Origin of the sequence: Aliiroseovarius sp. PrR006, from assembly GCF_010500215.1 — a bacterium.
GTDB lineage: Bacteria > Pseudomonadota > Alphaproteobacteria > Rhodobacterales > Rhodobacteraceae > Aliiroseovarius.
On record NZ_JAAGOY010000004.1, the window covers coordinates 932,893 to 952,478 of the forward strand.

20 protein-coding genes are annotated in these 19,586 nt (G+C 60.0%); 7 read left to right on the forward strand and 13 right to left on the reverse strand.

Annotated features, from left to right (window positions below):
* The first annotated feature begins 7 nt into the window (after nucleotides 1-7).
* The 5 genes from G0Q00_RS04605 (at nucleotide 8) to G0Q00_RS04625 (ending at nucleotide 4,698) form a co-directional block, all read left to right on the forward strand.
* Nucleotides 8-721: a transporter substrate-binding domain-containing protein gene (locus G0Q00_RS04605; protein WP_163036816.1), complete on the forward strand. Its 714-nt coding sequence runs from the start codon at nucleotides 8-10 to the stop codon at nucleotides 719-721.
* A gap of 69 nt (nucleotides 722-790) precedes the next feature.
* Nucleotides 791-1,675: an ABC transporter permease gene (locus G0Q00_RS04610; RefSeq protein ID WP_163036818.1), complete on the forward strand. Its 885-nt coding sequence runs from the start codon at nucleotides 791-793 to the stop codon at nucleotides 1,673-1,675.
* Nucleotides 1,672-2,478 carry an ABC transporter permease gene (locus tag G0Q00_RS04615; protein WP_163036820.1) on the forward strand — a complete coding sequence of 269 codons (807 nt, stop codon included), beginning with the start codon at nucleotides 1,672-1,674 and terminating at the stop codon, nucleotides 2,476-2,478. The genes G0Q00_RS04610 and G0Q00_RS04615 overlap by 4 nt, the downstream gene beginning before the upstream one ends.
* Before the next feature lie 90 nt (nucleotides 2,479-2,568).
* Complete coding sequence (locus G0Q00_RS04620; protein WP_163036822.1) at nucleotides 2,569-3,240, forward strand: type 1 glutamine amidotransferase; 672 nt, start codon at nucleotides 2,569-2,571, stop codon at nucleotides 3,238-3,240.
* 216 nt (nucleotides 3,241-3,456) lie between these two features.
* Complete coding sequence (locus G0Q00_RS04625; protein WP_163036824.1) at nucleotides 3,457-4,698, forward strand: DegT/DnrJ/EryC1/StrS aminotransferase family protein; 1,242 nt, start codon at nucleotides 3,457-3,459, stop codon at nucleotides 4,696-4,698.
* A 133-nt stretch (nucleotides 4,699-4,831) separates the two neighbouring features.
* On the opposite strand, the gene G0Q00_RS04630 is transcribed toward G0Q00_RS04625, so the two are convergent.
* Both G0Q00_RS04630 and G0Q00_RS04635 read right to left on the reverse strand, forming a co-directional pair.
* Nucleotides 4,832-5,794 carry a LysR family transcriptional regulator gene (locus G0Q00_RS04630; RefSeq protein WP_163036826.1) on the reverse strand — a complete coding sequence of 321 codons (963 nt, stop codon included), beginning with the start codon at nucleotides 5,792-5,794 and terminating at the stop codon, nucleotides 4,832-4,834.
* Nucleotides 5,795-5,856: 62 nt separating this feature from the next.
* Nucleotides 5,857-7,899: a ComEC/Rec2 family competence protein gene (locus G0Q00_RS04635; RefSeq protein ID WP_163036828.1), complete on the reverse strand. Its 2,043-nt coding sequence runs from the start codon at nucleotides 7,897-7,899 to the stop codon at nucleotides 5,857-5,859.
* A 126-nt stretch (nucleotides 7,900-8,025) separates the two neighbouring features.
* Here G0Q00_RS04635 and gltX point away from each other — a divergent pair, with 126 nt between their 5' ends.
* Together gltX and gltA are read left to right on the forward strand one after the other, a co-directional pair.
* Nucleotides 8,026-9,432: a glutamate--tRNA ligase gene (gene gltX / locus G0Q00_RS04640; RefSeq protein WP_163036830.1), complete on the forward strand. Its 1,407-nt coding sequence runs from the start codon at nucleotides 8,026-8,028 to the stop codon at nucleotides 9,430-9,432.
* Nucleotides 9,433-9,487: 55 nt separating this feature from the next.
* Nucleotides 9,488-10,783 carry a citrate synthase gene (gene gltA / locus G0Q00_RS04645; RefSeq protein WP_163036831.1) on the forward strand — a complete coding sequence of 432 codons (1,296 nt, stop codon included), beginning with the start codon at nucleotides 9,488-9,490 and terminating at the stop codon, nucleotides 10,781-10,783.
* 134 nt (nucleotides 10,784-10,917) lie between these two features.
* Here the strand turns inward: gltA and G0Q00_RS04650 are convergent, their stop codons facing one another.
* From G0Q00_RS04650 to G0Q00_RS04700, 11 genes are all read right to left on the reverse strand, one after another.
* Nucleotides 10,918-11,694: an enoyl-CoA hydratase-related protein gene (locus G0Q00_RS04650; protein ID WP_163036833.1), complete on the reverse strand. Its 777-nt coding sequence runs from the start codon at nucleotides 11,692-11,694 to the stop codon at nucleotides 10,918-10,920.
* A gap of 94 nt (nucleotides 11,695-11,788) precedes the next feature.
* Nucleotides 11,789-12,247 (reverse strand): cytochrome c-type biogenesis protein, encoded by a 459-nt coding sequence (locus G0Q00_RS04655; protein ID WP_163036835.1) that lies wholly within the window; start codon nucleotides 12,245-12,247, stop codon nucleotides 11,789-11,791.
* Nucleotides 12,244-14,214, reverse strand: a complete 1,971-nt coding sequence (locus tag G0Q00_RS04660) for a heme lyase CcmF/NrfE family subunit (protein ID WP_163036837.1) — start codon at nucleotides 14,212-14,214, stop codon at nucleotides 12,244-12,246. Before G0Q00_RS04660 ends, G0Q00_RS04655 begins: the two co-directional genes overlap by 4 nt.
* A gap of 88 nt (nucleotides 14,215-14,302) precedes the next feature.
* Nucleotides 14,303-14,728: a hypothetical protein gene (locus tag G0Q00_RS04665; RefSeq protein WP_163036839.1), complete on the reverse strand. Its 426-nt coding sequence runs from the start codon at nucleotides 14,726-14,728 to the stop codon at nucleotides 14,303-14,305.
* A 136-nt stretch (nucleotides 14,729-14,864) separates the two neighbouring features.
* Complete coding sequence (locus tag G0Q00_RS04670; RefSeq protein WP_133487870.1) at nucleotides 14,865-15,053, reverse strand: hypothetical protein; 189 nt, start codon at nucleotides 15,051-15,053, stop codon at nucleotides 14,865-14,867.
* A complete protein-coding gene (locus tag G0Q00_RS04675) occupies nucleotides 15,043-15,627 on the reverse strand; it encodes a holin family protein (protein WP_163036841.1) in 585 nt (194 codons plus the stop codon). The genes G0Q00_RS04670 and G0Q00_RS04675 overlap by 11 nt, the downstream gene beginning before the upstream one ends.
* Nucleotides 15,618-16,229, reverse strand: coding sequence for a holin-associated N-acetylmuramidase (locus G0Q00_RS04680; RefSeq protein WP_163036843.1), 612 nt, complete (start codon nucleotides 16,227-16,229; stop codon nucleotides 15,618-15,620). Before G0Q00_RS04680 ends, G0Q00_RS04675 begins: the two co-directional genes overlap by 10 nt.
* A 65-nt stretch (nucleotides 16,230-16,294) precedes the next feature.
* A complete protein-coding gene (gene ccmE / locus G0Q00_RS04685) occupies nucleotides 16,295-16,738 on the reverse strand; it encodes a cytochrome c maturation protein CcmE (RefSeq protein ID WP_163038311.1) in 444 nt (147 codons plus the stop codon).
* Between the two features lie 30 nt (nucleotides 16,739-16,768).
* Nucleotides 16,769-17,797: an N-acetyl-gamma-glutamyl-phosphate reductase gene (gene argC, locus G0Q00_RS04690; RefSeq protein ID WP_163036845.1), complete on the reverse strand. Its 1,029-nt coding sequence runs from the start codon at nucleotides 17,795-17,797 to the stop codon at nucleotides 16,769-16,771.
* Between the two features lie 54 nt (nucleotides 17,798-17,851).
* Nucleotides 17,852-18,664, reverse strand: a complete 813-nt coding sequence (murI, locus tag G0Q00_RS04695) for a glutamate racemase (RefSeq protein WP_163036847.1) — start codon at nucleotides 18,662-18,664, stop codon at nucleotides 17,852-17,854.
* Between the two features lie 4 nt (nucleotides 18,665-18,668).
* A complete protein-coding gene (locus G0Q00_RS04700; RefSeq protein WP_163036849.1) occupies nucleotides 18,669-19,541 on the reverse strand; it encodes a lysophospholipid acyltransferase family protein in 873 nt (290 codons plus the stop codon).
* Nucleotides 19,542-19,586 lie beyond the last annotated feature (45 nt).

Below are 19,586 nucleotides of genomic sequence, written 5' to 3' on the forward strand. Positions count from 1 at the left end.
GTAAATCATGAAAAAACTGATCGTCTCGACGGCGGCGCTGGCCCTGACAGCCGGCTTCGCACTGGCCGATGACACCGTGCGCCTCGGCACCGAAGGTGCCTATGCACCGTGGAACTTCGTGAACGATGCTGGCGAAATCGACGGCTTCGAACGCGAACTGGGCGACGAGCTGTGCAAGCGCGCCGAACTGACCTGCACATGGGTCAAGAACGAGTGGGATTCGATCATTCCGAATCTGGTCTCGGGCAACTACGACGCCATCATCGCTGGTATGTCGATCACTGCCGAACGTGACGAAGTCATCGACTTCACCCAAGCCTACACCCCGCCAGATCCCTCGGCTTATGCAGCCATGTCGGCAGACGTCGATCCGGCTGGCGGCGTTGTTGCCGCTCAGGCGACCACCATTCAGGCTGCTTTCGTAGCTGAACAAGGCTGGACCCTGGTTGAATTCGCAACCCCGGAAGAAACCGTTGCTGCCGTGAAGAACGGTGAAGCTGACGCGGTTCTGGCCGACAAATCCTTCCTGGACACCATGGTTGGTGCCGATGGTCTGGTGATGCTGGAACGTATGGAGCAAATCGGCGGCGGCGTTGGCATGGGTATCCGTGAAAGCGACGGCGACCTGCGCGCCAAGTTCGATGCGGCCATCCAGTCGATGAAAGACGATGGCACCCTGAACACCATGATCGCCAAATGGGAAGTTGCTTCTCAGTGGTAATGTAATGGCCGGGCCCGTGTGCTGACGCATGCGGGCCTTGCATCTTTCAGCGGATAATCTGCACACGCGATGTTTTCCTACTGTACCGATCCTTCCACGCTTGAGGGCCTAAGCTGGCTCAGCTGCTACCTGACCACAGGCAAGCATATGGCGTTCTATCAATCCTTTGGGATTGTCTTGGTGCTGTTGGCAATCACCGCACCGGTGGCCTTGATGTTCGGCTTTGCAGGCGCAACCGCAGCCCGCTCGCGCATCTGGCCGGTCAGCCTTCTGGGCAAATCCTACACTGCCATTGTACGGGGCGTCCCCGACATTGCGTTCTTCATGTTCTTCGTGATCGCACTGGATCAGGGGTTTGAGTATATGCGCCACAAGGTGAAGTGCCCCGACTGGTCCGAACCTGTTCGCCAGGGCAATGACTTCGTGGTCTGCGCGCAGGCCAAGCTTCCCCTGTCGACCAGCCCGCAATGGATGCACGAAACCTATGGCTTTGCGCTGGCGGTTCTGACCTTTGCCATCGTATTCGGGGCCTTTGCCGCGAACGTGCTGTTTGGCGCCATGAAAGCCGTGCCCCACGCCCAGCTTGAAACCGCCGAGGCCTATGGCATGTCGTCCCGCCAGACCTTCTGGCGCATCCTCGTGCCGCAAATGTGGGTCTATGCCCTGCCCGGCCTGTCGAACCTGTGGATGATCCTGATCAAGGCCACGCCGCTTTTGTTCCTTTTGGGCGTCGAAGACATCGTCTATTGGGCGCGTGAACTAGGAGCGACGAAATCTGCCAAGTTCACAGAGTATCCGCATGGGAACTGGAACGCCTATTACTTCGGGGGCCTTCTGGTTTTCTACCTGATGCTTACCTCGATCAGCGAGCGTGTGTATAAGCGACTGTCCCTCCGCCTGTCCCACGGTCAGGCCACCGCCGCCGGCGAAGCGCAACGGAAGGCCGCGACATGAGCTGCGTTCAAACTGTTCAGGACTATGCTTTCCGCTCGATTGGCTACGGTGAACGCCTGCTGCCGCGTGAAGACTATACGCTGTGCGAGCATTTCACGCTGATCGGCTCGGGCATGATCTGGAACATCTATTTCGGCCTCATCGCGATCCTGTTCGGTTTCTTTGCCGCCACGGGGTTGGCACTGGCCAAGAACAGCCGTTCGGTCCGAGTGCGCAAACCGGCCGAGTTCTTCATCTATGTGTTCCGCGGCTCGCCGCTGTTTATCCAGATGTTCTTTGCCTATGCGGTGTTTCTGTCGATCAAGCAGAGCGTCCCGGGCTTTTCGCTGCTGACAACAGCGTGGCTGGGTGCCTCGATCGTGCTGTTCCTGAACACCACCGCCTATTCAGCCGAGATCTTCTTTGGCGCACTGCAGTCGATCCCGAAAGGCGATCTTGAGGCCGCCGACGCCTATGGCATTACGGGCTGGACCCGCTTTAAGCGGATCATCTGGCCGTCGATGATGCGTCTGGCATGGCCTGCCTATACGAACGAGGCGATCTTCTTATTCCACGCCACGGCGCTGGTCTATTTCTCGGGCTTTCCGGTCTGGCAGCAACGCGGAGACGCGCTCTATTACGCCAGCTATTTCGCAGATAAGACGTTCAACCCGTTCATCCCCTACCCGATCCTGGCCTTCTATTTCATCTTGTTGACGTTAGCCGTCATCTTGATCTTTGGCCGCATCGGCAAGCGCCTGAACCGGCACCTTCCACAGGCTGTGGTGCGCCGCCCCAGCTTCATGCGCACCTTGTTTCGCTGATCAATCACGCAAAATTGCCCTTGCCCCGGCGTCACGGCTCGGGTAGGTCATGTATGACCGTGTAATAATTTGATCAAATTTGGGTGACGCATGAAAATCGGCATTCTGCAAGCGGGCCATTCCCCCGACGAACTACGCGATAGCGTCGGCGACTATGGCGAGATGTTCACCCGCCTTCTGGATGGGCATGGGTTCGACTTCCAGATCTTCTCGGTCGTGGATGGCGAATTTCCTGCGGGCACAGACGACGCGGATGGCTGGCTGATCACCGGCTCGAAACATGGTGTTTACGAGGATCACGACTGGATCCCACCGCTAGAAGATCTAATCCGCGACATCCGCGATGCGGGCCAGCCGCTGGTCGGCGTCTGCTTTGGCCACCAGATCATCGCCCAAGCGCTTGGCGGTAAGGTCGAGAAATTCGATGGTGGTTGGTCGATCGGGCGAACCGAGTACGATTTCGGATATGAGAAATTGGCCCTGAACGCTTGGCATCAGGATCAAGTGATCGACGCGCCAGAAGGAGCCGAAATCATCGCCTCGACCGATTTCTGCGCCAATGCGGCCATGATGATCGGCGACAGAATCCTGACCATCCAGCCCCACCCCGAATTCACAGCCCCCTTGGTCGCGGGTCTGATTGAACATCGCGGACGCGGCAATGTCCCGGATGCGCTGCTGGATGCTGCAGCGGGCGTGCTTGAGACCGGAACGGACAACGCCAAGTTTGCAGACCAGATGGCCGCTATTCTGAAAGGGTAGCCCTCAATCCCAGCCCCAAAAGCCGCGTTGCCTTAGCGCGGCTTTTCATTTTTGCCCCCTCCACCCCGCAGATTCGTAACACGCGCGCGACAAGTCTGAGAATTTCGTCGCGTCGACGGCAGTAAAACTTCTGGCCAGACTCAGCGTGCTATTTTATATTTTCCGAAATGAGTTTTCGAAAAAGCCGAAAAGGCGACACTCGAAAGAGGAGACAGCATGACCCTGGACCAGAACGCAGCCCCACTCGCCGCACCGAACGTCCACGACGCCGAACCCATCCCCGAAGCCGCCCGCGCCGAGATCGACCGGCTGCTACAGTCCGGTGACCTCTTCCGCTACACCGCCCCAGAAGACGCGCCTGTTGCCCTTCTGGAAGCCGAGTTCGCCGAGATGATGGGCGCTAAATACGCTCTGGCCGTGGCCAGCTGCTCGGCCGCGCTGTTTCTGTCCCTGAAAGCGCTAAATCTGCCGCGCGACACCAAGGTCCTGATCCCCGCCTTCACCTTCGCCGCTGTGCCCAGCTCGGTCGTGCATGCCGAGTGCAAGCCGGTGTTGGTGGATGTGCAGGACAACTACCGTATCGACATGAACGATTTCGCCGCCAAGCTGACCCCGGATGTGGGCGCGGTGATCATCAGCCATATGCGCGGCCATACTTCGGACATGGATGCGATCATGCAGCTGTGCGATGCCGCCGAAATACCGGTGATCGAAGACGCTGCCCATTCGCTTGGCACGCTATGGCATGGGCGCAAAATCGGTACGATCGGAAAAATCGGCTGTTTCTCGTTCCAGTCCTACAAGATGCTGAATGCGGGCGAAGGAGGCATTCTGATCACCGATGACGCCGATCTAGCCGCCCGCGCTGTGATCATGTCTGGCGCCTACGAGCATAACTGGAAAAAACACAAAACGCCGCGCGGTGAAAACTCGACCGATCTGGCCGACGCTTTCGCACGCTGGCAAAACCAGCTGCCGCTCTACAACACGCGCCTCTCGAACCTGTCCGCCGCCGTCATCCGCCCGCAAATTCCAGAGCTTGAGCGCCGCGTGGCGGACGGTCTGCGCAACCACGACTATGTGGCGGCAAAGCTGGAAAAAAGCCCGTGGATCACCGTCCCCGCGCCGCTGGCCCCGGAAACCCGCGCGCCGGATTCGATCCAGTTCAATCTGGTTAATGTCACCGATGAAGAGACCATCGCCTTCCAAGCGGCTGCAAAAGCACGCGGCGTCGGAGTTCAAGTTTTCGGAAGAAGCGAAGACAACGCCCGCGCCTTCTGGAACTGGCAGTTCATCGACGACCAAGGCCCGCTACCACAAACTCGCGAGATGCTGTCCCGTGCCTGCGACACCCGCCTGCCCGTGCGCTTGACCCCGCCCGAACTGGACTTCATCGCCGACGCCATTGTGGGTGCCCTCGCCGAGGTGAAAACCCAGAAAGCAGAAACAGCAGCCTAAACAACTCAGCGCATTTTCTTGCACTAAGTATCCTGGGGTTCGAGGGCTTCCTGGAATTGGTCCGGGGGACCAATTCGCCCGATGAACGGGCGGAGCCCCGGCCAAAGGCCAAGAGGGGCAACGCCCCTCCCCCTCACAACACCTGAAGCGCGCCCTTTAGCCACGGATAGTCGCGCACCGCAGGCTCTACGATCAGCGCGTCCAGAAGCGACCGGCACTGCGCCGCCAGATCCCGCGGCAAATCGCCCAGCATATCCGCGCGTGCAACAAGATTGATGCACCGCGTGAACGGGGCGAATGGCAGCTCGATCAGGTCGGCAGCATCCCGGAAACGGTGGGCGCGCAAAAAGCCCAGAGGCGTGATGATCGTCCAGCCAGCCCCGCCCGCCACCATCGCCATGATCGCGTGATAGCTGTCCAGCTCGAACCGGTTATCGAGCTTCAGGTTCTGCCGCGCCAGATTGTCGGAAATCACCCGCCCCATGTGATGGCGCGCCGTGTACTGCACCAGCGGAAGGTCCTTTAGTACCTCGCGCGGGTCACGATCCCCGATCAGCCCCTTAGGTACGGCGGCGACAAAGGGCTCTTCCAACAGGGGATGCACCTCCATCCACGGGGCAGAGGCTCCGGTATCCGCTGCCACGATCACGTCTAACGCCCGCGCATCCAACTGATCGTGCAACCGGTGCGAGGCACCCGTTTCCAGCAGGAACCGCGTTGACTGGAGCTGACCCGCTGCCTCGGACAGCAGGCGCGGGGTGACGTCTGCGTCAAAATCCTCGATCATACCAAGACGTAGACGGGACAGCTGGGACATAGCCCCCAGCGTCAGCTCGGCCTTCGCCTGTTCAGCCTCGTTCAAAATGGCCTGTGCGCGTTTAAGAAACAGAGACCCGGCGGCGGTCAAAGACACGGGCCGAGCCGAACGGTCGAGCAAGCTGGTGCCCAGTGCCGCCTCAAGGTTGGTAAGCTGCTGACTGACAGATGACGGGCTGACCCCCAAACGCCGTGCCGCCACCGAGATCGAGCGCTCATCGGCAATGGCAACGAACACTTCGACACCCCAAAGAGTGATCCGCCCGGCAGTTTCAACCATCTCGCTCTCCTTTGCGCAGAAAGCTAGGGGCAAAGACGGGGGCGGGCAACATCCAATCCCGCTTAGCGGGTCCACAGGCGCGACAGATCCTCTGGGTGGGACGGTTCGATGAACCAACCGCCGGGCTCAAGGTGCACGGCCACTGCGCCGCTCTGTGCAAGCGCCTTGCGATCCAAAAGGGCACACCCGTCGAGCACCGGCCCGTCGCGCCAAGCAGCCAGAACCACCAGATCGGTTGCAGCACAGGCCTCGACCAAACGATCTTCAGCCCCGCGCCCGGTCAAATGAGTCAAAGACAACCCGGACAAGTTGATCTCCAACTGCCCTTTCTGGCCACTGAAGCCTTCCCGTTCGAACGCCATCTGTTGTGTTGCGACATCGCCGTCATTCTCCAGCCATGATCGGGCAGCAAAGCCCTCGCCCCGCGATTTGGATAAGGCACGGCCATCACTGGTCATCACGCCGACCAATCCGCCCGAGGAACTGATCAGCACCGTCGGGCGCTCGACCGTTGCCCAGCCAACCAAAGCCACCATAGTGGGCAGTATGGCCACCCATTTTTCTCGCCCGCGCAGCAGAATGAAGAAAATCCCCGTCACGGCGAGCAGTGGCAGTACATATCCGGGGGGCGTTGGCACCTTTCCAATAGCACCATCTAAAGATGATACCGTGTCGGCCACCCACAGGATCCAACGGATCGGCCAGTCCATCAGCGATAGCGCCAGAGCTTCTAGGCGCACCACAGCCAGCAAAGCGGCCAGCACCGCAAGCGGCATGATTACGGCCCCCATGATGGGGACGCTCAGAAGATTGGCGACCAAACCGTAGTGGCTGACCTGATTGAAATGTGCCGCCCCAATCGGGGCTGTCGCCAACCCCGCCACCGCCGAAGAGATGACTACAGCCAGCACGGGTCGCAGCCAACCGGGCAAACGCCGAGGGGTTCCATTGCGAGATCGATCTCGGATCCATGCGAACACCGCAACCAACGCCGTGGTGGCGGCAAAGGACATCTGAAACCCCGGCTCAACTAGGGCTTCGGGGGTCAGGATCAGGACGATCATCGCCGCCATCGCAACCGCTCGCAGAGTCAGGGCACGCCGATCGAACAGAATCGCCACGAACATAGTCGTCACCATGATGAAGGCCCGCGTGGTCGCAACTGCGCCTCCGGAGAGGGCCAGGTAAAACACTCCGGCCCCGATGGCGGTCACGGCGGCCAGCTTCTTCACTGGTACGTTTAAGGACAGTCTGGGCCACAACCCCATCAGCACGCGCATCGCCTGAAAGACGAAGCCGGTCAGCAACCCCATATGCAGGCCAGAGATCGCCAACAAATGCGCGAGGTTTGATCCGCGCAATGCGTCAATGGTGGCACGATCCATCGAGGATCGATCCCCCGTCGTGATCGTCGCAGCAAAAGCTCCGCTGTCGCCGGGCAATACCTCTCGCACGCGGTTTGCAATCGTCTGGCGAAGCCGCCCTACGGCCAGTGACAGCTCGCCCATGGGTGGGGACAGCAAAAGCGCAGGACTGCGCGTATAGCCCACCGCCCCGATCCCGCGAAACCACGCCATGCGTTGGAAATCGAAGCCGCCGGGCTCGACCGGGCCGTTGGGGCCGGACAGATGTCCAGTCGTGGCGATACGTTGGCCGATCGCGGGCGTCAGAAAGTCCTGATCGCCGTGCAGCGACACACGCACCCGGTTCGGCAGCTTCGCAGGGTTCACATCATTGAGCCGCACTTGATCCAAGGTCAGGCGCACCGCATCGGATTGCGAGCGGTCCATCGCGATGATCCGCCCCTCGATCGGGCCGTAATATCGGAAATCCAGTACCGGCCCTGCGACCCAATGGGCGCGTGCCCCAGCCACCCCGAAGCCAAGCGCCACACAGATCACCGCGCGCGCCAGTGGCCCGCCCCCCCAAGGCCAGCGCCATGCGATGCTTGCGCAGATCAGGACCACGACCGCCAGTGTGGTATAGGTCGCGATATCCGGTTCACGCAGCGGCACGAAGTACAACCCAATGCCCGTACCAAAGAACAGCGGCGCCCAAACCAGGAACCGCCCGCGTTCTTCTTCGATACGAGACAAGAGATTCACGACCGCACCCTTGTTCAAAACCTTCCTTTTGTTAAAAGCATCTCAACAAAACTTGGTTTCAGGCTTTCCCTGAAATGCCACTTCCTCTGCGTACCGCGCACATGGTTTCCAAAAGGTTAATGACCGATGTCTCAGACACCCCAGATTGTCACCCGTTTCGCCCCCTCACCCACCGGTTATCTGCATATCGGCGGTGCCCGCACGGCACTGTTCAACTGGCTCTATGCCCGCGGCCGCGGCGGTAAATTTCTTCTGCGGATCGAGGATACGGACCGCGCCCGTTCGACCCCCGAAGCGACCGACGCAATCCTGAAGGGCATGGCATGGCTGGGTCTGGACCATGACGGAGAGGTTGTCAGCCAGTTCGACCGCGCCGACCGCCACGCCGAGGTTGCCCGTGAAATGCTTGCCAACGGCCACGCCTACAAGTGCTTTGCTACACAAGACGAAATTCAGGCCTTCCGCGATGAAGCCCGGGCCGAAGGTCGCTCGACTCTGTATCAAAGCCCGTGGCGCGACGCCGACCCGTCCACCCACCCGGACGCGCCTTATGTGATCCGTGTAAAAGCCCCGCGCGATGGCAAAACCGTGATCCACGACGAGGTGCAGGGCGACGTTACGATCCGCAACGACCAACTGGACGACATGATTTGTTTACGTTCGGATGGCACACCCACCTACATGCTGGCCGTTGTTGTTGATGACCATGATATGGGCGTGACCCATGTGATCCGCGGGGACGACCACCTGAACAATGCTGCGCGTCAGACGATCGTCTATCAGGCGATGGGCTGGGACCTGCCGGTTTGGGCCCACATCCCGCTGATCCACGGCCCGGATGGCAAGAAGCTGTCCAAACGCCACGGCGCCCTGGGTGTCGAGGAATACGAAGCTATGGGATATCCCGCCACAGCCATGCGCAACTACCTAGCCCGTCTGGGTTGGAGCCACGGCGATGACGAATTCTTTTCGGACGCGCAGGCATTGGAGTGGTTTGACCTGTCTGGCATCGGCAAAAGTCCTGCCCGGTTCGACTTCAAGAAGCTCGATAACCTGTCCGGTCAGCACCTTGCCGCGATGGAAGATGCTGACGTTCTGGCCGCTCTTCAGGGGTATATGGAGGCTGCAGGCGAAATTTCTTTGCAGTCGCAGCAAATTGATTTGGTATCGTCCGCGATGTATGTGCTGAAAACCAGCGCCAAAACCTTACCGCAACTACTTGAAAAGGCTAGGTTTGCAACGGTTTCGCGGCCCATTGACCGGGATGAGAAAGCCGAAAAGGCCCTCGACGAAGTATCCCGTGGTATACTGAAAGAATTGACGCCGCAGCTGCAAAATGGTAGCTGGGATCGCAACACGCTTGAGGGCACTCTCAACGGCCTCGCCGAGGCCCATGACCTCAAGTTCGGCAAACTCGCGGCGCCCTTGCGCGCAGCACTTGCCGGACGGGCCGTCACGCCCAGCGTTTTTGATATGATGCTTGTTCTTGGGCGCGACGAAACCATCGCCCGACTGGAAGAGGCAAGCGCCTAAAGCACAAGCGACCGGCCAACCGGGGCGGTCGCTTTCTAACACGAAGGGAAAATACATGGCTGAACAAACCGGAACCGCAAAGCTCTCGTTCGGAGACAAAGAACTCGAGCTTCCCATGTACTCCCCGACTGCAGGTCCGGACGTGATCGACATCCGCAAGCTTTATGCGCAGGGCGATGTGTTCACCTACGACCCGGGCTTCACGTCGACCGCAAGCTGCGATTCGACCATCACCTATATCGATGGCGACAAGGGCGAGCTTCTGTACCGCGGATACCCGATTGATCAGCTGGCCGAGAAATCGCACTACCTCGAAGTTTGCTACCTGCTGCTGTACGGTGAACTGCCCAGCGAAGCCGAGCTGGTGGATTTCGAAAGCCGCGTGACCCGTCACACGATGGTGCACGAACAGATGACCAAGTTCTTCTCGGGCTTCCGTCGTGACGCACACCCGATGGCCATCATCACCGGTGTTATGGGCGCCATGTCGGCCTTCTACCACGACTCGACTGACGTGAATGACCCGTGGCAGCGCGAAGTGGCAGCGATCCGCATGATCGCCAAACTGCCGACCATCGCCGCCATGGCTTACAAATACTCGATTGGTCAGCCCTTCGTGTACCCGAAGAACGATCTGGACTATGCGTCAAACTTCCTGCGCATGTGCTTTGCCGTTCCGGCCGAAGAATATGAAGTGAACCCGATCCTGTCGAAAGCCATGGACCGCATCTTCACCCTGCACGCCGATCACGAGCAGAACGCCTCGACCTCGACCGTGCGTCTGGCCGGTTCGTCGGGCGCCAACCCGTTCGCCTGTATCGCTGCCGGCATCGCCTGCCTGTGGGGCCCTGCCCACGGTGGTGCCAACCAAGCTTGCTTGGAAATGCTGCGTGAAATCGGCTCGGTCGACAACATTCCGGAATATGTGGCCCGCGCCAAGGACAAGGACGATCCCTTCCGCCTGATGGGCTTCGGTCACCGCGTCTACAAGAACTTCGACCCGCGTGCGAAGGTCATGAAGGAAAGCGCTGACGAGGTTCTGGGTCTGCTGGGTATCGAGGACAACGAAACGCTGAAAGTGGCCAAGGAACTGGAGCGCATCGCGCTGGAAGATCCCTATTTCGTTGACAAGAAGCTTTACCCGAACGTCGACTTCTACTCGGGCATCATTCTGGAGGCCATGGGCTTCCCGACCTCGATGTTCACCCCGATCTTCGCGCTGTCGCGCACCGTTGGCTGGATTTCGCAGTGGAAAGAGATGCTGGGCGATCCGGGTCAGAAAATCGGCCGTCCGCGCCAGCTGTATCTGGGCGACACCGAGCGCGACTATGTAGATGTAGAAAAGCGCTAAGCTACACTAAGTTAGAGAAAAGCCGCCCAATCATGGGCGGCTTTTTTCGTTTGACGGCACAGCCTATTCAGAAGTTCCCTCGGGCAATAAAAAAGGAGCCCGAAGGCTCCTTCCAGATCGTAATCCGTTTGGGATCAACGGCCTTCGTATTGCGGCGCGCGTTTCTCGAGGAACGCCAGCACGCCTTCCTTAAAATCACGCGACTTGCCGCATTCACCTTGCAGGCTGGCCTCAAGCGCCAGCTGCTCGTCCAGCGTGTTGCTTAGCGAGGCACGCATGGCTTTCTTGATATTGCGATAGGACAAGGTCGGGCCTTTCGCCAGTTGCTCGCCCCGCTTGCGCCAGGTGGTCTCAAATTCGTCGTCTGCCACGCATTCCCAGATCAATCCAAGATCGGCCGCTTCTTTCGCGGGCATCTTTTCAGCAAACAGGGCCGCGCCCATTGCCTTAGCAAAGCCCATCTGGCGCGGCATCCAATAGGTACCACCGGCATCCGGGATCAGACCAATGCGCGAGAACGCTTGCATGAAGAAGGCGCTTTCCGATGCAATCACCACATCCGCAGCCAGCGCGATGTTGGCCCCTGCCCCTGCAGCGGCCCCATTGACGGCCGAGATCGTCGGGATCGGGCTGTCATAGATGGCGCGCAGCAGCGGCTCGTATTCGTCACGCAGGGTGCGTTCCAGATCGACCTCGGCGGCGTTGGCGCGGTCGCCCAGATCCTGACCCGAGCAGAACGCGCGGCCCGAGCCGGTGATAACCAGAGCACGGGCGGTCCTGCCAGCCTCTTCAACAGCATGAGCAATCTCGGCGCGCATCTGGGTGTTCAGGGCGTTCATCACGTCGGCGCGGTCGAAAGTCAGAACCGCCAGGCCATCCGTAATGTCCAATGTGATCGTTTCGTAAATCATGTCATCCTCCCGGAGTTTCACGCAATATAACCGACCAAGTGGTCAGGTAAAGGTGAACGCCCCGTCATTTGTGGAAGTTTCCTGTGGTCAGGCCTTATTCGTCCAGCAATTCTTTCAGCCGGGCCTGTTCATCTTGCGTCAACGCGGCTACTCCGTCCTTCGACTGGGCGCGGCGACGCAGATAGAGCACACCCGACAGCGCGGCGATCAAAAACAATACCGGCCCCGTGGCCCAAAGAATCATGTTCGCGCCCGAGCGGTTCGGCTTCATCAGAACGTATTCGCCATAGCGTTCGACGATGAAGTCCACGACCTGATCGTCGCTGTCCCCCTCGACCAGACGCTCGCGCACCAAAAGGCGTAGGTCACGCGCAATCGAGGCATTGCTTTCGTCAATATTCTCGCCCCGACACACCACGCACTTCAGGTCGGACGAGATATCGCGCGCGCGCTCTTCCAACACCGGATCAGCCAGCACTTCGTCGGGGTTCACAGCGTGGGCAGGTGCCGCAAGGCAGCCCATAACGGCCAGCAAGGCTATCAGACGTTTCATTCGGCAGGCACCCCTTCCATACGGGTCTTGGCAGCCCCTGCGGCCACGCGGAACCGGCGGTCAAACAGGCTGAAGATGCCGCCCAAGGCCATGATGATCGAGCCAGCCCAGATCCAGTTGGCAAAGGGTTTGATGAAAGTGCGCACAGCCCAGCCGCCACCTTCCTGCGGGTCGCCGATCACCACATAGATATCGGTCCAGAACCCGTTCGAAATCGCAGCTTCGGTGGTGGGCATTGCCTGCACCGGATAGACGCGTTTTTCAGGGTACAGGACCGCAATCTCGGCGTTATCCTCCGAGACCACGATGGTCGCCATGGTCGAGATATAGTTCGGCCCCTGCTCGCGCCCGACATGCTCCAACGTGATGTCATACTCGGCCACTTGGAAGGTTTCTCCGATTTGCGCGACGCGGATGTCTTCGACCTCCCACGCCATCAGGCCGGAAATCCCCATCATGGTGATCCCAAGCCCGGCATGGGCGGCGAACTTGCCCCAGTCTGCACCGGGCAAACGGGTCAAGCGCGACAAGCGTCCCGCGATGGCCCCGCGCCCTGTACGGCTGAAGATGTCTGTCATCGCCCCGGTCACCAACCACGTTCCAAGGAACATTCCGATTGGACCGAGGGCAGACTTGCCCGTCTGCATCGCCCAGACCAGCGCCAACACGGCGATGGACAAAACCAGAGCTGGTACCAGTTGCTTCACCGCGCGTCCGATCTTGGCGCGTTTCCACGGCAGCATGGCGCCTATCGGCAGCACCAAGGCCAAGACCACCATGAAGGGCGTGAAGGCCGCTTCGAAAAATGGCGCACCGACCGAGATCTTGCGGTCGAATGCCTCGCCTACCAAGGGCCATATGGTGCCGACAAACACGACAAAGGACGACACGGCCAGCAGGATGTTGTTCACGACCAACGCGCTTTCGCGACTAACGAAACCGAAAACACCCTTGGCCTCCATCGCGCCAGCGCGAGCGGCAAACAGGGTCAGCGCGCCGCCGGTGAAGAACAGCAGGATGAACAGGATGAACACGCCGCGTTCAGGGTCGGATGCGAATGCGTGGACCGAGGTAATCACGCCCGAACGCACGATGAACGTGCCGATCAGCGAGAACCCAAAGGCCAAGATCGCCAGCAGGATGGTCCAGCTTTTCAGGCTCTCACGCTTCTCGACCACGATGGCCGAGTGCAATAGGGCGGCAGCGAACAGCCACGGCATGAAGGACGCGTTTTCAACAGGATCCCAGAACCAGAAGCCGCCCCAGCCCAGCTCGTAATAGGCCCACCAGCTGCCCAGCGCGATGCCGATGGTCAGAAAGACCCACGCGGCCAGCGTCCACGGGCGCACCCAGCGGCCCCAAGCGGCGTCGATGCGGCCTTCGATCAGGGCGGCCACGGCGAAGGAAAAGGCCATCGAAAGACCCACATAGCCCAGATAGAGGAACGGTGGGTGGAACGCCAAACCCGGGTCTTGCAAGAGCGGGTTCAAGTCCTGACCGTCGAAAGGCGGCTGTGCCAGACGCAGGAACGGGTTCGAAGTGAAAATGATAAACGCCAAGAATGCCACAGCGATCGAGCTTTGAACCGCTAGAACACGCGCTTTCAAGGTCCGTGGCAGGTTCTGCCCAAACCATGCCGCCGTTGCCCCAAAGCCTGCGATGATCAACACCCAAAGCAGCATCGAGCCTTCGTGGTTCCCCCACACGCCCGAGATCTTATACAGCATCGGCTTGGCAGAATGCGAGTTCAGCGTGACCAGCCGGACCGAGAAATCCGAGGTCACGAACGCATAGGTCAACGCCAGGAATGACGTAAGGATCAGCAAAAACTGGATGGTTGCCGCAGGCACGGCCATCTCCATCCAGCTGTTCCAGCCCTTATGTGCCCCGATCAGTGGCACGATGGTTTGCACCACGGCCACGCCCAGCGCCAAGATCAGCGCAAAATGTCCAAGCTCTGTAATCATGCAGCGGACTTTACAGAGAGTCGGCCCCAGTCACTAGCCCTTGCCGACTGATGCGGCACCCGGTCACGGTCTTTTGTCTGGCGCGGGCCTAGTGAACCAGCACATAAATCCCGGTCGAACACAGAACGGCCCCCAAAACCGGCGCCAGAAACGCCGCGCCGTGCAGCCCGAAAGATCGGTGAATTACGCTGAAATGCAGCACCGCCCCCGACAGGTACACAGCCAGCGGCGCGAAATGCAGCGCGCTTGCGACCATCGCCTCGGGTGCACCCAGCAGGGCATAAATCCACCACCACCCCAGCACCAGGCTTGCCCCGCACCAGCTATAGGCCATGCCCAACGCTAAGGGGGTGGCGCGTTGTAAATATAGCCAAAGGAAAGTAAGTGCGATCATCAAGCCCATCAACGTGATGGCCCCGAACCCGATCTGGAAAATCGCTTGGTAGCCAAAGGCCCAGTAACCGGCTTGAAGCAGAACGGCCAATATCGCGACTAAGAGAGCTGCTTGTTTCATTTGTGCAAGATACCTCTGACAACCGCGTCCAGTTCCGCGGCTGCTTTTTCGTTTCGTGAAAGCGCTTGTTGAAATCGGTTCGCCAGAAGGACGTCTTTCAGCCGCAGCTTGAGACAGGTAATCAGGTGCCGCACCATTATCGTCCCCCGCCCGAAGGCAACCGTTCGCGGATGATCGTCGTGATCTCGATCAGGATGGACGAGTTTTTGTCCAACACCGCGCGCGTCGCCTGATCCTTCTGCAAGTCGCGATAGAGCAGATAGAAGACCAGCAAGACCCAGGGGCCATGCTCGGCCACCAGCTTCAGGATCATGTCACTTGCCATTTTGCTGCGCCTTCCAATCCTGCAGGGCTGCATTGTCGCTGACATCCACATTCGCTGGGACGGTTGCCGAGAGCTGGCGAATGCCCAACTGAGCAAAGCCTGCGGCGACAGGCGCGGCCTCTTGTGGACCTGCAGACGCCCGCAACTCATTGGCGCGCACCAGCACCTCGGCGATCGAGCGCTGAAATTCCTGCCCTTTCACCTGCTGACGGGCTCCGAAATAGAAGCTGACAATGGCCCCCATCAGCCACCACAGCGGCTCGGGCACCAGCGTGATGCCCAGCATCCGATCCGCAAACCAGACCGGGTCCACCATCGCGGCAGCGAAAAGCCCCAGCGTCGACAGGGCCAAAGCCGGTCGCGGCACGCGGTTCAGAGCGTCCATGAAGCGGTCAAACCGACCGCGACGGGCATGGGCGAACTCGGCGGCGAAGGCCTCGATTGCGGTCATCTGCAATCCGGCATCGCGGGCCGAGGCAGCCTCGGCGTTCTCACGAAACACTTCTGCGGTCTCACGCACCACATTACCGCGCCCGCCGAACAGCACGCGGATCACATCACCAATTACACCCATGCCCGCACCCGTTCCCTGTGAGCCTCATCTGTCAGGTGATAACGGGGCGCGATGAATTCCTCAGCGCGCTTGATCCACCCGCCTTTGCCGCCATCCTTGCGCCGCGCATATTTGCGCGAGGTTGGGCGGCGGTCTGCCAACCGGTAGTAATAGTTGCGCCGCTCGATCCCGTAGGCATCCACCAGATGGCCCGACGCGGCCTTCATGGCGGCGCGCGCGATACCCAAGGTCTGCGGCCCAAGCGCCCCGTCCTGTGACAGTTCATAGCCCATCTTGGCAAGCAGTCGCTGTAGAATCCGCACCGCATTTCCACCCGCGTTGACATACATGTCGAACACTGTGGCCTGCAGCGGTTCTGGCAGTTCATCAATCCGAGGCTTGTAGAAGTAGTGCTTCAGAAAGATGTCACGCGCCTGCGCACGGGTCAGGCGCCTCACGTCCGAGGGCGTGATCTTGCCGTCCCCGTCCAAGTCCAACCCCAGCCGACGCATGGTGTGGATCGTGACCCCGAATTTCGTCGCCCCGCCGGGATCATCGGGGTCATTCACGTAGCCGCCTTCACGGGCGACGATCTGATCTGCGATGTCTGTGACGCTCTGCATCCGGGCCTTCCCCGCGTTTGTAACACGGGGGTAAGGCTGCGGAACTCAGGTTAACAATATCGAAATCAGTCGGTCGGTTCGACGTAGACGCCGCTTTCCTTCAGGCTGTCCACGACTTCTTTCGGCATGTATTCCTCGTCATGTTTGGCAAGGATCTCAGAAGCTTCAAAGACGCCGTCGACATAGGTCCCGGTGCCGATCATGCCTTGATTTTCGGCAAACAGATCGGGCAGCACGCCGGTATAGCGCACGGGCACCGTCTCGGCCCCGTCGGTCACCGAGAAGCTGACCGTCTCGCCTTGTCCGCGCACGATCGAGCCATCGGACACCAGCCCGCCCATACGGAACACCTCGTCCGCGCGGGGCGGTTCGGCGATCACTTCTGTGGGCGAGCGGTAATAGTTGATCCCGTCCTTCAGCGCAAAGCCAATCAGCCCCGTCGACAGCGCCAACGCCACGAAAGCCAGAACGATAATCTGGATACGACGGGTTTTCTTCAGGCTTTTCAGACCGGCCATTTCAGGCTCCTTTTCAATCGCTTACGGAAACACCGGTGGCATCATCAGCCCGGTGGTTTCATCTTCGCCCAGCATCAGGTTTGCGTTTTGCAACGCCTGCCCAGACGATCCTTTGCACAGGTTGTCCAAAGCCGACACGACCAAAGCACGGCCCGGAATACGGTCGCCCGCCACGCCCAGATGACACTGGTTCGATCCCATCACCTGCCCCATACCCGGCAGTTTGCCGAAGGGCAGCACGGTGACGAAGGGCTCGTCCGCATATTGCGCGACCAACGCGGCATGGATCGCCTGCGGGTCGCCGTCCACATAGCAGTCGGCCAGAATACCCCGGTTCACCGGCACCAGATGCGGGGTGAATTGGATACGCACATCGCGTCCAGCCAGCATCGAGAATTCCTGATCGAACTCGCCCAGATGACGGTGGGTGCCGCCCTGCGCATAGCCCAAAACATCAGTCGAGCGTTCGGCGAACAGCATGTTCTCCTTCAGCGACCGGCCAGCGCCCGAGATCCCGTTCTTCAGGTCACAAATGATCCGGTCCAGATCGACCAACCCACCCGAGATCAAAGGGCGCAACGCATATTGCACGGTCGCGGCGTTACAGCCGGTGCCAGCCACCAGACGCGCATTTTTGATGTCGTCGCGATAGAACTCGGTCAGGCCATAGACAGCCGTTTTCTGCAGCTCGACCGCCACATGCGGTGCGCCATACCATTTTTCGTACTCGGCCGGATCGCGCAGACGGAAATCCGCACCCAGATCGACGACTTTTACGCTTTCGGGCAGATCGCGCACCAGTGCTTGGCTCAACCCATGCGGCAGAGCGGCAAAGGCCAGATCGACGTTCGAAAAGTCGATCTCATCCATTTTGACCAGCTTCGGCAGATCCAGATGGCGCAGATGGGGATAAACGTCCGACATCTCTTGCCCGGCCTTGCGATCAGCGGAGAGGGCGACGATTTCCATCGACGGATGGGTTGCGATCAGGCGGACAAGCTCGGCTCCGGTGTAGCCGGACGCACCAAGAATGGCGATTTTGTGGGTCATACAGACCTCCTGCGAATTCGAAGGATAGATAGGTGTTTTGCGTGCGCCTTGCAATCAGGCGGCTTCGAAAGCGATCTTTCGTCGCAGAAACTGGGTCGCACGGTTGGATACTTGAGCGGGGTCGCCGGTGGTCAGGAACTTCGTCTCTGTCCCTGTTCCGCGCATCTTGGGATGGCGCTCAAGGTAGTCTGCAAGGCTTTCGGCCACCAGATTGGCTTGGCTATAGACCTTCACATCTGCCCCCAGCGCGTCCTGAAACTCCTGCTCCATCAGCGGATAGTGGGTGCAGCCCAGGATGGCGGCCTCGGGCTTGGGCATCTTACGCTTCAGTGCGTCCACATGGCTGCGCACCAGCGCTTCGGCCAGGATCATGTCGCCGTCTTCGATGGCATCCACGACACCACCACAGGCCTGCGCCTCGACATCCACGCCGATGGCGCGGAAGGCGAGTTCGCGCTGGAACGCACGGCTCGAGACGGTGGCGGGCGTGGCAAACAGCGCGACGTGCTTCACCTCGACCTCGCGCGGTGGCGAGTTATCGCCCCACTGGCGTTCCGTCAGCGCTTCGATCAGGGGGACAAACACGCCCAGCACCCGCTTGTCAGTGGGGATCCAGCTTTCCTGCATCCGGCGCAGCGCCGCAGCTGAGGCGGTGTTACAGGCCAGAATAACCAGATCGCAGCCTTGATCCCACAGGGCGGAAACCGCCTTGGTCGTCAAGTCATAGACATCATCCGCGTCCCGTACCCCGTATGGTGCGTGCGCGTTGTCGCCGTAATAGACAAAATCTACATCCGGAAGGCGTTTCGAGACCGCATCCAGAACCGTCAATCCGCCCAGACCGCTATCGAAAATACCTACTGCCATCGCCCTATGCCTTGTGCTTGTCCTCGAACTCGAACCCATAGGTGCCTTGGGCACCGGGTGTCTTGGACAAGGCATAGGTCCGATCGCGCAGGAAATCCATCATGGATTTGGCGTCTTTGGCATATTCGCCCCATTCTGCTGGCAAAATCGGCGGACCGACCGACAAGCTCACGGGTTTGTCGGTCCGCTTTCCGAATTCTCGGATCAAAAGCGCCATGCGCAGCGTCGTGTGCAAGTGGCTGGCCACCTGAAAACTGCGCGAGTTGTGGCCGTGGAAACAGATCGGCACCACGGTCGCATTGGATTTCGCAATCAAGCGTGCCGTGAACCGACGCCAGCCGGGGTCCAGCGGCGTGCCGAACGGCTTTTGCGCGGTCGAAACCGTACCGCCGGGGAAAATTCCGACCGCTCCACCGTCCGCCAGATAGCTGCGCGCCGCGTTGCGCGTCTCAAGGTTCACCTTCATCGCCTCGCGCGTTTCGGCAAAATCGACGGGCAGGATCACCCTGTTCAGATCCTCGGCCTTGCGGAAGATCTGATGGGCCAGAATGCGAAAATCTCCGCGGTGGCGGCTAAGGATATTCCCCAGAACCAGCCCGTCCAGAATGCCGTACGGGTGGTTGGCGACCACGATCACAGGACCGTCGCGCGGGATCAGATCCAGCGACCCTTCGACGAAATCCAGCGACAGCCCGTAGCGCTCGACCATCACCTGCCAGAAGTCCCGTCCCTGCGCGACATCGGCATCATAGCCATGGGCGCGCTTGATCAGGCGAAGCCGCCCGGTCGCGTTCTCCATGACCCGGATGACCGCACGGCCGGGACGCGTTTCGGCGCTGTGGGCATAGGTGATGTCGCGGGCGACGTGTCTGCTCATCTGCGTGATCCTTGATGGACGCCATATCTGGCAGCGCGATGTAAC

Excerpts from the sequence above, each read along its gene's own strand:
- G0Q00_RS04630 (WP_163036826.1), bottom strand. The coding sequence starts at position 5,794 with ATGGTTGAAACTGCCGGGCGGATCACTCTTTGGGGTGTCGAAGTGTTC.
- G0Q00_RS04655 (WP_163036835.1), bottom strand. The coding sequence starts at position 12,247 with ATGAAACGTCTGATAGCCTTGCTGGCCGTTATGGGCTGCCTTGCGGCA.
- G0Q00_RS04700 (WP_163036849.1), bottom strand. The coding sequence starts at position 19,541 with ATGAGCAGACACGTCGCCCGCGACATCACCTATGCCCACAGCGCCGAA.
- murI (WP_163036847.1), bottom strand. The coding sequence starts at position 18,664 with ATGGCAGTAGGTATTTTCGATAGCGGTCTGGGCGGATTGACGGTTCTG.
- G0Q00_RS04605 (WP_163036816.1), top strand. The coding sequence starts at position 8 with ATGAAAAAACTGATCGTCTCGACGGCGGCGCTGGCCCTGACAGCCGGC.
- G0Q00_RS04675 (WP_163036841.1), bottom strand. The coding sequence starts at position 15,627 with ATGGGTGTAATTGGTGATGTGATCCGCGTGCTGTTCGGCGGGCGCGGT.
- G0Q00_RS04610 (WP_163036818.1), top strand. The coding sequence starts at position 791 with ATGTTTTCCTACTGTACCGATCCTTCCACGCTTGAGGGCCTAAGCTGG.
- argC (WP_163036845.1), bottom strand. The coding sequence starts at position 17,797 with ATGACCCACAAAATCGCCATTCTTGGTGCGTCCGGCTACACCGGAGCC.
- gltA (WP_163036831.1), top strand. The coding sequence starts at position 9,488 with ATGGCTGAACAAACCGGAACCGCAAAGCTCTCGTTCGGAGACAAAGAA.
- gltX (WP_163036830.1), top strand. The coding sequence starts at position 8,026 with ATGTCTCAGACACCCCAGATTGTCACCCGTTTCGCCCCCTCACCCACC.
- G0Q00_RS04680 (WP_163036843.1), bottom strand. The coding sequence starts at position 16,229 with ATGCAGAGCGTCACAGACATCGCAGATCAGATCGTCGCCCGTGAAGGC.
- G0Q00_RS04625 (WP_163036824.1), top strand. The coding sequence starts at position 3,457 with ATGACCCTGGACCAGAACGCAGCCCCACTCGCCGCACCGAACGTCCAC.
- G0Q00_RS04665 (WP_163036839.1), bottom strand. The coding sequence starts at position 14,728 with ATGAAACAAGCAGCTCTCTTAGTCGCGATATTGGCCGTTCTGCTTCAA.
- G0Q00_RS04670 (WP_133487870.1), bottom strand. The coding sequence starts at position 15,053 with ATGGCAAGTGACATGATCCTGAAGCTGGTGGCCGAGCATGGCCCCTGG.
- G0Q00_RS04620 (WP_163036822.1), top strand. The coding sequence starts at position 2,569 with ATGAAAATCGGCATTCTGCAAGCGGGCCATTCCCCCGACGAACTACGC.
- G0Q00_RS04660 (WP_163036837.1), bottom strand. The coding sequence starts at position 14,214 with ATGATTACAGAGCTTGGACATTTTGCGCTGATCTTGGCGCTGGGCGTG.
- G0Q00_RS04650 (WP_163036833.1), bottom strand. The coding sequence starts at position 11,694 with ATGATTTACGAAACGATCACATTGGACATTACGGATGGCCTGGCGGTT.
- G0Q00_RS04615 (WP_163036820.1), top strand. The coding sequence starts at position 1,672 with ATGAGCTGCGTTCAAACTGTTCAGGACTATGCTTTCCGCTCGATTGGC.